This window comes from Halobacillus sp. B29, from assembly GCF_052246755.1.
In the GTDB taxonomy this organism is placed as follows: Bacteria; Bacillota; Bacilli; order Bacillales; family Halobacillaceae; genus Halobacillus; species Halobacillus halophilus.
In genome coordinates, this window is the sequence record NZ_JBQQCM010000002.1 from 142,537 (window position 1) to 158,376 (window position 15,840).

15 protein-coding genes are annotated in these 15,840 nt (G+C 39.2%); 12 read left to right on the forward strand and 3 right to left on the reverse strand.

Annotation, left to right across the window (positions count from 1 at the left end; genetic code table 11):
• Nucleotides 1-342 precede the first annotated feature (342 nt).
• Nucleotides 343-1,647, reverse strand: coding sequence for a M28 family peptidase (locus ACTWP7_RS02940; RefSeq protein WP_443121955.1), 1,305 nt, complete (start codon nucleotides 1,645-1,647; stop codon nucleotides 343-345).
• 282 nt (nucleotides 1,648-1,929) lie between these two features.
• On the opposite strand from ACTWP7_RS02940, the gene ACTWP7_RS02945 reads away from it, so the two are divergent.
• From ACTWP7_RS02945 to ACTWP7_RS02970, 6 genes are all read left to right on the forward strand, one after another.
• Nucleotides 1,930-2,238 carry a hypothetical protein gene (locus ACTWP7_RS02945; RefSeq protein ID WP_443121956.1) on the forward strand — a complete coding sequence of 103 codons (309 nt, stop codon included), beginning with the start codon at nucleotides 1,930-1,932 and terminating at the stop codon, nucleotides 2,236-2,238.
• Between the two features lie 298 nt (nucleotides 2,239-2,536).
• Nucleotides 2,537-3,520: a cytochrome aa3 quinol oxidase subunit II gene (qoxA, locus tag ACTWP7_RS02950; protein ID WP_443121957.1), complete on the forward strand. Its 984-nt coding sequence runs from the start codon at nucleotides 2,537-2,539 to the stop codon at nucleotides 3,518-3,520.
• Between the two features lie 17 nt (nucleotides 3,521-3,537).
• Nucleotides 3,538-5,475: a cytochrome aa3 quinol oxidase subunit I gene (gene qoxB / locus ACTWP7_RS02955; protein ID WP_443121958.1), complete on the forward strand. Its 1,938-nt coding sequence runs from the start codon at nucleotides 3,538-3,540 to the stop codon at nucleotides 5,473-5,475.
• Between the two features lies 1 nt (nucleotide 5,476).
• A complete protein-coding gene (qoxC, locus tag ACTWP7_RS02960; protein ID WP_443121959.1) occupies nucleotides 5,477-6,082 on the forward strand; it encodes a cytochrome aa3 quinol oxidase subunit III in 606 nt (201 codons plus the stop codon).
• Complete coding sequence (gene qoxD, locus ACTWP7_RS02965) at nucleotides 6,083-6,472, forward strand: cytochrome aa3 quinol oxidase subunit IV (RefSeq protein ID WP_443121960.1); 390 nt, start codon at nucleotides 6,083-6,085, stop codon at nucleotides 6,470-6,472.
• Nucleotides 6,473-6,509: 37 nt separating this feature from the next.
• Nucleotides 6,510-6,746, forward strand: a complete 237-nt coding sequence (locus tag ACTWP7_RS02970) for a hypothetical protein (protein WP_443121961.1) — start codon at nucleotides 6,510-6,512, stop codon at nucleotides 6,744-6,746.
• 40 nt (nucleotides 6,747-6,786) lie between these two features.
• Here ACTWP7_RS02970 and ACTWP7_RS02975 read toward each other — a convergent pair whose 3' ends face one another.
• Nucleotides 6,787-7,059 carry a hypothetical protein gene (locus ACTWP7_RS02975; protein ID WP_443121962.1) on the reverse strand — a complete coding sequence of 91 codons (273 nt, stop codon included), beginning with the start codon at nucleotides 7,057-7,059 and terminating at the stop codon, nucleotides 6,787-6,789.
• A 490-nt stretch (nucleotides 7,060-7,549) separates the two neighbouring features.
• Between ACTWP7_RS02975 and ACTWP7_RS02980 the strand changes: the two genes are divergently transcribed.
• Nucleotides 7,550-7,729 (forward strand): hypothetical protein, encoded by a 180-nt coding sequence (locus ACTWP7_RS02980; protein ID WP_443121963.1) that lies wholly within the window; start codon nucleotides 7,550-7,552, stop codon nucleotides 7,727-7,729.
• 102 nt (nucleotides 7,730-7,831) lie between these two features.
• Here the strand turns inward: ACTWP7_RS02980 and sda are convergent, their stop codons facing one another.
• Nucleotides 7,832-7,966 carry a sporulation histidine kinase inhibitor Sda gene (gene sda, locus ACTWP7_RS02985; protein ID WP_443121964.1) on the reverse strand — a complete coding sequence of 45 codons (135 nt, stop codon included), beginning with the start codon at nucleotides 7,964-7,966 and terminating at the stop codon, nucleotides 7,832-7,834.
• Between the two features lie 380 nt (nucleotides 7,967-8,346).
• Between sda and ACTWP7_RS02990 the strand changes: the two genes are divergently transcribed.
• From ACTWP7_RS02990 to yihA, 5 genes are all read left to right on the forward strand, one after another.
• On the forward strand, nucleotides 8,347-9,327 hold the full coding sequence (locus ACTWP7_RS02990) for a tetratricopeptide repeat protein (RefSeq protein ID WP_443121965.1): 981 nt from the start codon (nucleotides 8,347-8,349) through the stop codon (nucleotides 9,325-9,327).
• A gap of 169 nt (nucleotides 9,328-9,496) precedes the next feature.
• Nucleotides 9,497-10,789: a trigger factor gene (gene tig / locus ACTWP7_RS02995; RefSeq protein ID WP_014643923.1), complete on the forward strand. Its 1,293-nt coding sequence runs from the start codon at nucleotides 9,497-9,499 to the stop codon at nucleotides 10,787-10,789.
• Between the two features lie 325 nt (nucleotides 10,790-11,114).
• The gene (clpX, locus tag ACTWP7_RS03000; RefSeq protein WP_014643922.1) at nucleotides 11,115-12,392 is read left to right on the forward strand and encodes an ATP-dependent protease ATP-binding subunit ClpX; all 1,278 of its coding nucleotides are present in this window, start codon (nucleotides 11,115-11,117) and stop codon (nucleotides 12,390-12,392) included.
• Nucleotides 12,393-12,749: 357 nt separating this feature from the next.
• Entirely contained in the window at nucleotides 12,750-15,080 is a 2,331-nt protein-coding gene (lon, locus tag ACTWP7_RS03005; protein WP_443121966.1) for an endopeptidase La, read from the forward strand.
• Nucleotides 15,070-15,657: a ribosome biogenesis GTP-binding protein YihA/YsxC gene (yihA, locus tag ACTWP7_RS03010; RefSeq protein ID WP_014643920.1), complete on the forward strand. Its 588-nt coding sequence runs from the start codon at nucleotides 15,070-15,072 to the stop codon at nucleotides 15,655-15,657. Before lon ends, yihA begins: the two co-directional genes overlap by 11 nt.
• Nucleotides 15,658-15,840: the final 183 nt, after the last annotated feature.

Sequence of the window (15,840 nt, forward strand, 5' to 3'; positions counted from 1 at the left end):
CGCTTTCAAGTCTATGCAACAAATTCAATAGTAAAACCCTCCTTTTATAAGATAAATAGATCTATACCACTATTATTTGCTTACTGAAGGTTTAACGCAATCAGAGTTTTTGTCGGATTAGACAGAATAAAGTCTCATAGGGGTGGCTGCTTGCTACATTTTGGAGGATTCAGAGAAGTGTAAATTAAGATGGGATCAGAGCTATATATTTATATTTATATTTATATTTACTTTAACCACTACTCTAATTCGATTCTAACTTTTTAATTAATAAAAGCGCTGAAATCTTATGTAAGCTTTCAGCGCTTTAGTTATGAAATTGGAATAGACCGGCTACTGCTTCTAAAGAGGTCGGTCATCAAACTCATAATGAACGGGACTAGGCGCAACCCGTGCTTTTTCAAGCGCTGGAGTATCTGGACGTGCAATTTGATAGACAGCAGCTCCAACAATTTCTGCGGTTTCTTTCAACTTATCTTTACTAATTTTATCCACTGTATCTTCAGGAGAATGATACCATGGCTCAAGGGGGGCATGAATGAATAAAGCAGACGGGATGCCGCGTTCAAAGAATGGGACGTGGTCACTGCGGCCGAGCTGCCCGTATTCCACGACTTCTGCTACCCTGGCTCCCGCAGCTGCTCCTAAATCTGTTGCCAGATTCTTTTCTCCATCAGGTGTAAACATAATTAAATCTCCTGAATCACGACTTCCTATCATATCCATCTGAAAATGGGCGACTGTTCGATGAACTTCATCTTCACTTAATGTGCCTGCATAGTAGTAAGAGCCAATTAGCCCCTTTTCCTCAGCACCGAATGTCATAAATCGCAATTCAGTATCTGTTGGAGTATTGGCCATTATTTTGGCTAGTTCCAGCACTCCGGACACACCTGATGCGTCATCGTTAGCACCTGGACCCCCTGCTACAGAATCATGGTGAGCACCAACCGTAATAATTTGACCATTATCTTTGTTTTTATGAGGTTTCATTGTAGCTATGACATTGTATGAAGTTTTATCAATTACTCCCGCATCTTGAACGGATATTTCTGCATTTACTTCTTCTGATTTGAGTTGGTTCACAAAGGATAAACCTGTTTCGCGGTCTATAGCTACAGCTGGTATATCCTGTCCCTCGTATGTATAACCAAAATCATTGCCTTGTTCTCCTTCTCGGTTAAACATGATCACTCCTATAGCGCCTTTATTTAAAACATTTTGGACTTTTTCATAAAAACTAATAGAGCCTCGTTCAATTAAGGCGATTTTACCTTTAACAGAGTCCGTTACTTCTTCTGAAGATGCTAAACCAACAAATTGAAGTTTGGATTTTACTGTCCCGTTTACTGACCCATTAAAGGTGCGAACGTCTTCGCGAAAAACCGTGTCATTAATAAAGAGGGAAGAAATACCTCCGTACCAGTCTTGAAAAGTAAAAGGCTGTAATTCCGTATCATATCCATAACTTTCAAACTTTTCTTTAATATACTGAACCGCGAGATACTCGCCTTCTGTTCCAGCTTCTCTTGGTTTTTTTGACAGGAAATCTACTCGTTCATAGAGGCGGTCAGCACTAATTTTTTTAATAATCTTGTTATCGAATGCATGATCACACTTGCTGTTAAAAACAGGGGGGGGCAGCATCAACTGTGGCTGGAGCAGAGCTTAAAATTAATCCAGCTGCTAACATCATGTTTATTGCTTTTTTTAGCATTTACTTATTCCTCCTTAATGTGGCTTGTAGTACTCTAACTATATTCCATTTCATAAAAAATGGAAATAGAGTTTCATATAAGATTAATAGAAGGTTATATTTTTGTGCCAACTAAGGACCTATACCAAGAATGGAAGTTTCTGAAGCAAGCTGTCGAATGTATGATTACAAGTGTCTGTTTTATTAATTACGGGTAATAGTAGAACAGGCGAATGATACGTAAGAATCAATTTCCTGAAAAATTTCAGGAAGTGGTATTTTACCATGTATTAAATACCGTTCTGGCGTTTAGAGGAGGGAAAAAATTATTTATGGAACAAATGAATTTGTTTAACGATGACCAGCTGGATATACCGGAAACGGTTCTTTCTCCAATTGAGTGTAATAAAAAATTAAATTCTCAGGACTTTGCAGCGAACCAGAAATTGTTTTCAGAATATGTAAAGTTGATCCAAAGACAACATAAATGTTCATGGTTTGAAGCAAGGCAGCTTTTTTTTAAGATCAGGGATATATCATAGAACGTCCTGAATAATAGCTTAACCAGAGAATGATCCATCTTCCGACAAACAGTATGTAGCCTTATCAATTGGATAATCGCTGAATAACTGTAATGAAGGGGCTTAAATTACAAGCCAATAAACGAATGTCAAATCATAGGATGCCAACTAGAAAATTTATTGTAAAGTGTGAGAGATCAATGACAATTTTATTAACTTGAGCTATTATTCTACAATTTTTGCTATAATACAGGCAGTTGGCACTAAAAATAGAATGTACCTAATTAGATAGAATAATAGAAAAGGAGTGTACTTCTCAGTGAAAAACATAAACAGGTTGTTTAAAAAGGGATTGGCTTTATTGCCGCTCAGTCTGGTCTTGCTGTTAAGCGGCTGTGAGTTAGCTGTTTTCGATCCGAAGGGTCCTGTTGCACAGTTACAAAAAGATCTTATTTTATACTCCGTCTATTTTATGTTGTTCATTGTAGTCGTGGTTTTTGCAGCCTTTACGTATATGGTCGTGAAATATAGAGAGAACAGACCAGGTCGTAAGGAGACTGATTATGACCCCGATATGCACGGAAACAACAAAATTGAAGTGATTTGGACGGTTATTCCATTTATTATCGTTATTGCCTTAAGTATTCCAACTGTGAATTCATTGTTTACATTGGAAAAACCACCAGAGGCAGAGGCAAACGAAGAAGAACAGGAACCACTAGTCATTCACGCAACCACAGCGGACTGGAAATGGTTCTTCAGTTATCCGGAAGAAAACATAGAGACGGTGAATTATTTGCATATTCCTACAGATCGGCCGATTGAGTTTAAATTATCTTCTGCTGATGCTATGACTGCTCTATGGATTCCGCGACTTGGCGGTCAAAAGTACAATATGGCAGGAATGATGAACACTCATTATCTTGAAGCAGATGAAGAGGGTGTCTATAAAGGCAGGAACTCAAACTTCAATGGAGAAGGTTTTACGAAGCAAACATTTGAAGTTTATGCAGAAAGCCCTGAAGCGTATGAGCAATGGGTGAGTGAGACCCAAAACCAGGCGCCAAAATTAACTCAGGAAAGGTATGATGAATTACTCGCGCCCGGTTTGACGGAAGAACATGAGTTTTCCTCTACTCACTTAGCCTGGGTTAATCACGGAAACCCTGAGGGGATGGATTATGCCATTAATCGTCATTTTGAAAAATATGGTGAATTGATGCATTTAGAAAGTCATCAGGATGCTGGAGACTTTATGGATGAAGAAAATAATGACGATCACGAAAGCGACAGAGATCATTAGGAAGCAGGTGAGTAATTTTGCAACTAGACGAATTTTTTGTAACCGGTGAACCGCTCATTTACGCGGGAATGGTTTCCATTGCCCTCGTGACGATCTCCCTTTTATTTTTCCTAACGTATTATAAGAAATGGGGATGGCTCTGGCGTGAGTGGCTTACGACGGTTGACCATAAAAAAATAGGAATTATGTATATTTTAAGTGCTCTTGCGATGTTATTCCGCGGGGGCGTAGACGCTATGATGATGAGGACGCAGCTGGCGTTTCCGAATATGAACTTTTTAAACGCCCAGCATTATGACGAAATTTTTACCACGCACGGTACCGTTATGATTATCTTTATGGCCATGCCGTTTTTGATTGGGCTTATGAACTTTGTTGTTCCTTTGCAGATTGGAGCAAGGGACGTAGCCTTTCCTTATTTAAATGCTTTAAGCTTCTGGTCCTTTTTGTTCGGGGCTATGCTGTTTAACATATCGTTTGTTATTGGTGGCTCTCCAGATGCCGGATGGACAAGTTACACGCCTCTGGCGGGAGCTGCCATGAGTCCGGGACCAGGACAAAACTTTTACCTCCTGGGCTTACAGCTATCAGGTATTGGTACATTAGCAACTGGTATTAACTTTATGGTAACCATCTTAAAAATGAGAGCTCCAAAAATGAGAATGTTTCAGATGCCGATCTTTACCTGGTCCACTTTGATTACATCTTTCATTATTGTATTTGCTTTCCCTATTTTAACGGTTGCTTTAGCTCTAATGACGCTCGACCGTATATTCGGAGCTCAATTCTTTACCTTAACAGGTGAAGGTATGCCGATGATGTGGGCGAACTTGTTCTGGATGTGGGGACATCCTGAAGTTTATATTGTGATACTTCCTGCATTCGGTATATTTTCTGAGGTCATTTCAGCATTTGCCCGTAAGCAATTATTCGGTTACAAAGCTATGGTGTGGGCGATCATATTAATCGCTGGATTGAGTTTCCTTGTATGGGTCCACCACTTCTTTACCATGGGTGCTGGTGCTTTTGTAAACTCGGTCTTCTCTATATCGACCATGCTTATTGCTGTGCCCACCGGGGTGAAAATATTCAACTGGCTGGGGACATTGTATAAGTCTAAGATTAATAACACAGTAGCTATGATGTGGGCGCTTGCTTTCATACCAAGTTTCGTAATTGGTGGTGTTACCGGAGTTATGCTTGGTATGGCATCTGCGGACTATCAATTCCATAACACCTACTTCCTGGTCGCACACTTCCACTATGTATTAATTGCTGGCACGGTATTTGCCTGCTTCTCAGGTCTTGTGTTCTGGTATCCGAAAATGTTCGGTCACAAGCTAAATGAAAGACTCGGAAGATGGAGTTTCTGGTTCTTTGTTATTGGATTCCATGTCTGTTTCTTCCCGCAATACTTTGTAGGTTTAGATGGAATGCCACGTCGTGTCTTTACCATCATTCCGGAGTGGATGCCACTGAACATTATTTCTACAGTAGGTGCATTTGGGATGGGTGTTGGCTTTGCCATTTTCGTATTCACCATTCTTTACAGCTACCGTTATAGTGAACGCGAGAAAACGGGAGATAGTTGGGATAATGGAAGAACGCTTGAATGGGCCACTCCTACTCCTGTACCTTTTTACAACTTTGCAACGCTTCCGCATATCGACAGTCAGGATGCTTACGTGAAGTTAAAACAAGAAGGTAAAACGACGTTTGAAGAAGATAAAGTAGAGCCTATTCATATGCCGAGTAACACGGGACAACCGTTTATTATGATGGCTTTCATGTTTGTATCTGGATTTGGACTTGTATTTGAATGGATGTGGATGGCTATTGGCGGCTTACTTGCCGTATTCGTCATGATGATCATTCGTTCCTTCGACTACGATGAAGGTTTCCATGTTGATGTTGATGAAATCAAGCGTACGGAACGCTCGGCAAGGAGGTTATAATATGAGTTCTCATGAACTGAAAACAGGACCACTTGAATATAGAAGCGAAGAAGGCCGACTGAGCATTCTTGGCTTCTGGATATTCTTAGGTGCAGAAATTGTATTGTTTGCTACACTCTTTGCCACTTATGCAGTTTTATTCGGAAGAACAGCTGATGCTCCTCCTCCAGGGGAACTCTTTGGAGCAGAGATTGTACTGATCATGACGTTTATGCTTTTGACAAGTAGTTTCACTTGTGGAATAGCTATTCACGAAATGAGAAGAGGATCTGCGAAAGGTTTGAGGAACTGGATTATAGTGACCTTGCTTTTAGGGCTTGGATTCTTAGGTTTTGAGATCTATGAGTTTATTCATTATGTGCATGAGGGGGCTACCCTTCAATCCAGTGCCTACTGGTCAGCTTTCTTTACACTAGCAGGAACCCACGGACTCCACGTAAGCCTGGGTATCGGCTGGATTATACTTCTTCTTATTCAATTAAGACAGAGAGGTTTAACACCTAAGACAAGTCGTAAATTCTTTATTATTGGTCTCTACTGGCACTTTTTAGATGTAGTATGGATTTTTATCTTTACAGGTGTTTACCTGATAGGGATGGTGGACTAAATGGCAAATAATAAGAAACGTATTCCTACTCAACACCTTGTCGGGTTTCTGGTTTCAATTACTTTAACTCTAGTTGCTGCTTGGACTGCTCTACAATCAGATTTATCAGCTGTTTGGATTATCACAGGAATAATGGCTTTGGCCATTATTCAGGCAGGTATCCAATTGTTCATGTTTATGCACATGACAGAACGTGAGAGTCAGGGAGGACACGTACCTTGGAATATGATGTTTCATGGAGGCGTTCTGGCTACCATTATCGTAGCCGGTTCATTGTTTACCATGTCCTTTGGCTTTTCTCATGACCATGATGGTGGAGATCATAACCAGCATGAGCAGCAGGAAAACCACAGTGAAAATGGAGAATCTACAGAGCATTCTGGCCATTAAGCCTAAAATGTAATTTAATAATCTGGTGGTGATGTATATGAAATTAAATGAAAAAGTCCATGAATTCGAAAATAATGAAGCCACGGAAATATTATCTCAAAAACATGTTATTGGTTTTATGCTCTGTATTTTACTGACGGCTATCTCTTTATGGGGAGCCTTATATACAGCTTACTCGCCTAAGTTTGTTCTCTACTCCGTTTCAGGACTTGCATTCGCTCAAGCGATTTTCCAACTGTTCCATGTTCAGCTTCAAAAACAAAAAAACGTATAAATAAAATAAACCCTCTACTTATAAAAGTAGAGGGTTTATTTTATTGGAATTCTTTCTGATACTTACCATGGCTGCTGACTACATAAATGATAAACATAATCCAGCCTACCTGTGACAACAGGAGACCAGCGTAAAATATAATCCATAATGGAGAGAAAGTGGCAGGCGCCACACTAAACGCAGCCTGGAAGTAGTAAACCCACATTCCGACCAGCATCAGAGACTGAATAACCGCGAGAGATAACCTTCTTACTTTCAGAAATAGAAAAGGGGTTAGCGTTGATAGCAGTAAGAAAATCATGACAATATCCATTTAGAAACAACTCCTTTTAAGGAAGAATTTAATGTAAGCGCATTCTTATTGTTTCTTTTATTGTAACAAAAAATTCTTAAAAAAGACACATAATGTTCACAAGTTTCTTGAAATGAGTCAGATTCACTAAAAACCTGTGGTTGATACTTTATTTAAACCATTTCTTAAAGATAATCATATTCTAATAAAAAGGAGTGGTTCCACATGTTCTTTTTATTTTATATTCTGCCCGGATTCATCCTTTGTATGATACAAAAGGAACCTGCGCATGAAACGAAAGAGGATCAATCATTTTTTATTTTCTATTTATTGTTTATTCTATTGTTATGGCCCGTTTTTTTTGCATTAAAAGTTTGGAAAATGTATGTTAAGAAATTTTTCACGCAAAAATAAGTATAGTTGGGAAAAGTTATCAAGGATACAGCGTGACTTTTTTTCACACAATAGGACTGCCTATCCGGCTATTTGAGCTAAGGAGTGTGGAAGTCAGATGAAACGACAGAACGTACAATGGTTACCAGTAATTGCTTCCATAGGGGTAGGTGCAGCTACTTACAGTTTAATGACTGGCCAATCAGGACAATTGCAAAACGTACTTCCTGGGTTAGCGAAGGTTGCAGCACCTCAACAGAAAAATCAATCAACAGACCAATTTCCGTTCAGCGGATAATAAAACAGACTGGCTTCTTGTACAAGAGGCCAGTCTGTTTTAAACCATCTAAAAAACGCTACGGCAGTCACCTGTAACGTTTGATGTAGTGAAAGATATGTGTTAGTTAGGTTGTGGAATTTCAATTGCTCTTTTATCAATTTCCTTGGTCAAAAGATATACAAAATCATCATCTAACTGAAGCTTGACGGACTCCAGATAAGTTTCAAGTAGCGTTTGATCATCTAGAAGTGACAAAACGATGCAGCTCCTTAGAAATTTTTAATTGGTGAATTATGATTCACAACTACTTTATTTTAACAAAAAAGAAGACTTGCACATGAGACTAAAGACTCATTTTAGGTGGGCTTGCCAGATAAAGACATAATTCGATTTTCTGGAACATAAAAGAAAGAATGATTCCTATCGAATGACGAGAGAAAATTGCGAATCACGACAACACTTTCAGTATAGGAAGGAAAGCAATTCCATTGTGTTTCAGTAATAACTGCTTTAATATAGCCACATAAGTATAAGGTTTGGGAATCAAATAGAAGGGACTGGGAGTAGGTTTTATTTTTACTATTTTGGTCATAATAGAATATGCTAGAACTCCAATGCTATAGGAAGGGTGTCTTATGGAAAATAATAAAGGGAACATTGTGATGTTCCCCAAATGGAAAACGAACTTGGAAAAGGAAGGTCTTCAGGCGCTTAAAGAAAAACGGTATCAAGACGCTGTTCAATCTCTTCAGCCTCTTCTCGACTATGATGCTGCCAATCATGATGTTTATACGGGCTTATTAATGAGCTGGATTGAGTTGGGCGAGTTCGATGAAGCTGAGGATTTATGTAAGAAACAGATGAAAATAGAAATCGATCATTATTATCACTATTTACATATATACATAACGATTTTATTTCAGACAAACCGGTATCAGGATATCGTGGATCTACTTGACGAAGTCTTCGAAGCAGAAGATGTTCCTCACCAAAGTCGAACTCAATTATGGCAGATGTATGAAGTGAGCCGTAAGCTGCTAGAGGATTACCAGCGAGAACAGGGCGAAAAACTGATTAATGATTTTCTGGCTGCATTGGAAAAAAATAATATTCAAAAGCAATGGTCAATGGTAAACCAGTTTAAGAAACAGCCGGCTTTACCGCATGTAGAGACATTCAGACCAATTCTCAAGGATAATTCAGTTCATCCAATTATCAAATCAGCAGTAATTGAATGGTTCAGAGATAGTCATATAGAAGATCAAATGCAGGTTCAAAAATTCGGTCAGATAATGGAAGTGGTACCCGGGAAACTAAATCAATTACAGTCTGATTACATTATAAAACAAATTCAGATGAGACTTGGGGGAATCGAACAGAATAATCCAAGTATGTATGTCATTCTGGACCGTCTTTTATATAGGTACTGTTATGTACGCTTTCCATTGTTTCCTAATGAGAATGAAGTTGCAATTATTGTTGAAGCCCTCAAACAAATTGGACATCAGTATTTGCAGCTGCCTTACCATGAAAAGACGGATATAGAGGATGTTCAGAAATATATAGAAGAAATTGAATTGTGTGAACAACATTATGCTTTGATCATTGGAGAATAACAAACGAAGGTGAGATTATTCCACTTATATGTACATATCTTGAAAGCCCGTTTGTTTATGTTATAATATAATGGTTGCAAATGAGATTCGTATGTATAAAGAGTCATAGAATCAATGAACAATCGTCCATTGACGAAATTGAATGAATAGATGTTGGAGGGAATTTTTTATGTCAGCAAAATGGGAAAAGCAAGAAGGTAATCAAGGTACTTTAACAGTAGAAGTACCAGCAAGTGAGTTCGACCAAGCACTTGATCAAGCCTTCAAAAAAGTAGTAAAAGATGTACAAGTACCTGGATTCCGTAAGGGTAAAGTACCTAGGAAATTATTTGAGCAACGTTTCGGGGTGGAATCTCTTTATCAGGATGCTCTTGACATTGTGCTTCCTCAGGCGTACTCAAATGCTGTAGAAGAAACTGGGATCGAGCCGGTAGATCGTCCGGAAGTAGATGTTAAGCAGATTGAGAAAGGTGAAGACCTGGTATTTACAGCTGAAGTAACCGTTAAGCCCGAAGTTAATCTTGGAGAATACAAAGGCTTAGAAGTTGAAGAGCAAAGCACAGAAGTTACAGAAGAAGATGTGCAGAATGAACTGAAACAACTTCAGGAGAAACAAGCTGAACTTGTGGTTAAAGAAGATGGTCAAGTTGAAGACGGCGACACTGTAGTTATGGACTTTGAAGGCTTTGTTGATGGAGAGGCTTTTGAAGGTGGACAAGCTGAAAACTATTCTCTAGAAGTAGGATCAGGTTCATTTATTCCAGGTTTCGAAGAGCAACTGGTAGGTAAGAAAGCAGGAGAAGAAACAGAAGTGACTGTAACTTTCCCTGAAGAATACCATGCAGAAGATCTTGCCGGAAAAGAAGCTACATTCAAAGTAACCATTCATGAAATTAAAGGAAAAGAATTCCCAGAGCTTGATGATGAATTTGCTAAAGATGTTGATGAAGAGGTTGAATCTCTTGATGAACTTACTAAGAAAACACGTGAACGTTTGGAAGAGCAAAAGAAAACGGATGCTGAAAACCAAAAACGTGACACACTTGTAACAAAAGCTTCTGAGAATGCAGAAGTAGAAATTCCAGAATCTATGGTTGATACTGAGCTTGATCGCATGGTTCAAGAGTTTGAACAGCGCCTTCAAATGCAGGGTATGACCAAAGATATGTACTTCCAGTTCACAGGGCAAGATGAAGACGCACTTCGTGAACAAATGAAGGAAGATGCAGGCAAGAGAGTTAAAACCAACTTGACTCTTGAAGCAATTGCTGAAGCTGAAGATGTAAATGTTGCAGATGAAGATGTTAATGCAGAGCTTGAGAACATGGCATCCATGTATCAAACAGATGTAGCTCAGTTAACTCAGATGCTTGGCGGAAATACAGACATGATCAAAGAAGATCTTAAGGTACGTAAAGCAATTGACGTATTAGTTGAAAACAGCAAAACTAAATCTGAATAAGATGAGCTGGAGACAAGGGGCGGGATTGCTCCTTGTCTCCTCCTATATTTCCTCATAGTAGAGTATAGGTTAAAGAATTAGTGGATATTATGAATGATACTTCCTGTGTTTTACATACACTATAGAGGTATCCTTTTGTTTGACTTATCCATTACATATCTACATAATGAGGTTGGTGCAATAGAGATTCGCACACCTCTAATAGGTATTGCTTTTTTGTTAGGAGTTATTTTGGTATGATGAGCAAAAGAAACTGAATCGTTTAAGGTCATATCTTAAAGCTTCAGTCGCAACTATTGCGTCATTTTATTAAGGGGTGAAATGTATGTTTAAATTCAATGAGGAAAAAGGACAGCTAAAGTGTTCTTTCTGCGGTAAAAGTCAAGAGCAGGTTCGCAAGCTCGTGGCAGGACCAGGGGTATATATATGTGATGAATGTATTGAACTTTGTACAGAAATTGTTGAAGAGGAACTTGGAAATGAAGAAGAAGTAGAATTCAAAGAGGTACCAAAACCACAAGAAATCCGTGAAATTCTTAACGATTATGTCATTGGTCAAGAACAGGCTAAGAAAAATTTATCCGTGGCTGTTTACAATCATTACAAGCGTATTAACGCAGGGACGAAAAATGATGATGTAGAGCTTGCCAAGAGTAACATCCTAATGCTTGGGCCTACAGGAAGCGGTAAAACACTTCTTGCTCAAACACTTGCCCGTATATTAAATGTTCCATTTGCCATTGCAGATGCTACTTCACTAACGGAAGCTGGTTATGTAGGAGAAGATGTGGAAAACATTCTTCTTAAATTAATACAAGCAGCCGACTATGATGTAGAAAAAGCTGAAAAAGGTATAATTTACATTGATGAAATTGATAAAGTGGCTCGTAAGTCTGAAAATCCTTCTATAACACGCGATGTATCAGGTGAAGGCGTACAACAGGCTTTACTGAAGATTCTTGAGGGTACGCAGGCTAGTGTTCCTCCACAAGGAGGCCGCAAACATCCTCATCAAGAATTTATTCAGATCGACACGACCAATGTACTGTTCATCGTTGGAGGAGCGTTCGATGGAATTGACCAAATTATCAAACGTCGCTTGGGACGAAAAGTAATAGGATTTGGCTCGGAACAAAATGTTGATGAGAATGAAAAGAAAGAGTTGCTTACAAAAGTACTCCCTGAGGACTTGCTTAGTTATGGTTTGATTCCTGAATTTATCGGCCGTTTGCCGGTAATTGGAAGCCTTGAGCAATTAGATGAAGATGCACTTGTAGAGATTCTTACAAAGCCTAAGAATGCACTTGTTAAGCAATATCAGAAATTGTTCCAAATAGACCATGTAGAGCTGGAAATTGAAGAAGAAGGTCTTCGTGAAATTTCACGCCTGGCCATTGAACGTAAAACAGGTGCCCGCGGCCTGCGTTCTATAATTGAAGGCATCATGCTTGATGTTATGTATGAATTACCTTCACGTGATGATATTGAAAAATGCATCATTACTAAAGAAACAGTTACAGCGGAAAATGGCCGTCCTAAGCTTATTTTGACTGATGGAACGGTCGAGGATGAGAATAAAGAGTCTCCTAAAGAAAGTGCTTAAGTAAAACTTTGGAGAGGTATTTTCTCTTTAACTTCAAGCCGCGCTACGCCTAGCTGTAGCGCGGCTTCATTTTATACTTTGCGAAAAGAGAAAGGTCGATCATTAGACACCGCACATTTCATTGGATACCTTGCAGCTATCCTGATTAGAAACTCTTGCGATAAAGCTTGGTACATAAAGGATGAAAGAAGCACTTCTTGCTCATAATATGGGTATCATTTGAAGAGGCTGCCCCCTTCACGCTTCAATGTGAAGGGGGTTCGGCATTGGAAACTAATAGTTTTCCTGCGTTTACTTTCCAAAAAGTTTTATATATGATTAGAATACGTATTGGCATTATACGGAGGTGCAAAGAATATGACAGACAAACAGAAAAATCAAATCCCCCTCCTTCCTCTTAGAGGATTGTTAGTGTACCCATCTATGGTACTGCACCTGGATGTTGGAAGAGAAAAATCGGTTAATGCATTAGAACAAGCCATGATGGAAGATAATGAAATCTTCCTTGTGTCACAAAAAGAAGTGAATATTGATGACCCGTCTTCTGATGATATGTACTCTGTTGGTACAGTGGCACGAGTGAAGCAGATGGTGAAACTGCCTAATGGTACAAATCGTGTACTCGTAGAAGGACTTTATCGTGCAACAATTGATGAAGTAAGTGAAGGTGACGAGTTTTATCAAGCAAATATTCACAGACTTGAGGATGAACACGAGGATAAAAACGAAGAAGAAGCTTTGATGCGCACGTTAATGAGTCAATTTGAACAATACGTAAAAGTATCAAAAAAGGTAAGCCAGGAGACCTACAATACGGTATCAGACATAGATGAACCAAGTCATCTGGCAGATATCGTAACATCTCACTTGCCCGTAAAACTAAAAGATAAGCAGTCCATTTTAGAAACTGAGAATGTGAAAGCGCGTCTTCAGAAATTAATAGAACTTATAGGGAACGAACGTGATGTCCTGCAAATCGAACAAAAGATCGGGCAGCGTGTTAAGAAATCTATGGAAAAAACACAAAAAGAATACTACTTACGTGAACAGATGAAAGCGATACAGAATGAGCTGGGTGATAAAGACGGCAAGACGGGCGAAGTTGCTCAATTGAAAGAAAAGATTGAAGAAGCTAAGATGCCTGAACGAGTAGAGAAAATAGCATATAAGGAACTAGGCCGCTATGAAAAAGTTCCACAAAGCAGTGCGGAAAGTTCCGTTATCCGTAATTATATTGAGTGGCTTGTTTCTCTTCCGTGGACCGCTGAAACAGAAGATAATCTGGACGTTAAGCATGCAGAGAAGATTTTGGATGAAGACCACTATGGATTAGAAAAGGTAAAAGAGCGCGTGCTTGAATATCTAGCTGTGCAAAAACTTACTCAATCCATTAAAGGCCCAATTCTATGTCTAGTCGGTCCTCCAGGGGTAGGTAAAACATCACTTGCAAAATCCATAGCACGTGCTATAAATCGTAATTTTGTCCGAATCTCACTTGGTGGAGTGAGAGATGAAGCTGAAATAAGAGGACACCGGAGAACGTATATCGGGGCGATGCCGGGTAGAATTATTCAAGGAATGAAGAGGGCAGAGACCGTCAATCCTGTATTTCTTATGGATGAGATCGATAAAATGGCCAGTGATTTTAGGGGAGATCCTTCATCTGCCATGCTGGAAGTACTTGATCCTGAACAGAATAGTACTTTTAGTGACCACTTTATTGAAGAACACTATGATTTATCAAAAGTTATGTTTGTAGCTACAGCCAATACTATGTCTTCTATACCGGGACCATTACAGGACCGTATGGAAGTAATTAACATAGCTGGTTATACGGAGGTAGAGAAACTTCATATCGCAAAAGAGCATTTGCTTTCTAAACAAATAAAAGAAAATGGTTTAAGTAAAGGACAAATTCAAATCAGAGAAGATGCTTTACTTAAATTGATCAGAACTTATACACGTGAAGCTGGAGTACGCGGATTAGAACGCGAACTGGCAAGTATATGCAGAAAAGCTGCTAAAATTATTGTGTCTGGCGAAAAGCAGCGTGTTGTGGTTACAGAGAAGCAATTGGAAGAACTGCTGGGACGTCCTAAATTCAGATATGGCCAAGCTGAGCTTGAGGACCAGGTTGGAACAGCTACAGGCCTTGCGTACACTGCTGCAGGAGGCGATACGCTCTCCATTGAAGTATCTATTTACCCAGGGAAAGGAAATCTTACGCTTACAGGTAAACTCGGAGACGTTATGAAGGAATCCGCACAAGCGGCTTTCAGTTACATTCGCTCCCGTGCACAAGAGCTGAATATCGATGCTGACTTTGTAGAAAAGAATGATATTCATATTCATGTTCCAGAAGGAGCAACACCTAAAGATGGACCTTCTGCAGGGATCACAATTGCTACTGCTCTGGTCTCTGCACTTACCGGACGGCCTGTTCGGAAAGAGGTGGGTATGACGGGAGAAATAACGCTGCGAGGACGAGTGCTGCCAATAGGTGGATTAAAGCAGAAATCATTAAGTGCCCACAGGGCTGGTCTTTCTAAAATTATTATTCCTGCTGAAAACGAAAAAGATTTAGAAGATATTCCGGAAAGTGTTCGTGAAGGGTTAACGTTTATATCGGTTAAGCACTTAGATGAAGTCTTAAACCAAGCGCTGGTGGAGGAAGTCCATGAAGGTTAATTATGCAGATATTGTAATTAGCGCAGCAAGTAAAAAACAGTATCCTAAAGCTCCGATTCCAGAAATTGCCTTGGCAGGAAGATCAAATGTAGGGAAATCTTCGTTTATAAACAAGATGATTCAAAGGAAGAATCTGGCTCGAACTTCATCTAAACCCGGAAAAACGCAGACATTAAATTTTTATATAATTAATGATCTGTTTCATTTCGTAGATGTTCCAGGATATGGCTATGCTAAAGTATCTAAAAAAGAGCGTGCCAAATGGGGAGAAATGATGGAAGAGTACTTTTCAGAAAGAGAGCAGCTGCGCGCAACTGCTCTGATCATTGACTCCCGCCATAAACCTACGGAAGATGATGTTATCATGTATAACTATTTAAAACATTTTGGATTACCGGTAATGGTTATTGCGACAAAGCTGGACAAACTTAAGAAAAGTCAAAAACACAAACAGCTAAAAACGATTCAGCAGGTTTTGGAAATGGAAGAAGAGGATACTTTGATTCCTTTTTCCTCTGAAACCGGAGAGGGAAAAGAACTTGCGTGGAAAACTATGCTGGGACACTTGAATATGTAAGGAAAGCCACTCCTTTAATTAGGAGTGGCTTTTTTAACGTATAACGATTATGCCCTTTTGTAAGGTCATTGCTATCTTCATTTATGATTTATTTCTTTAAGGAGTTCTAAGGAAGTGGAGATCGTTTATAGATGGCTAATTCTGATGAAATTACAACTTTAAGAATTCAAGATAATTTCAAGC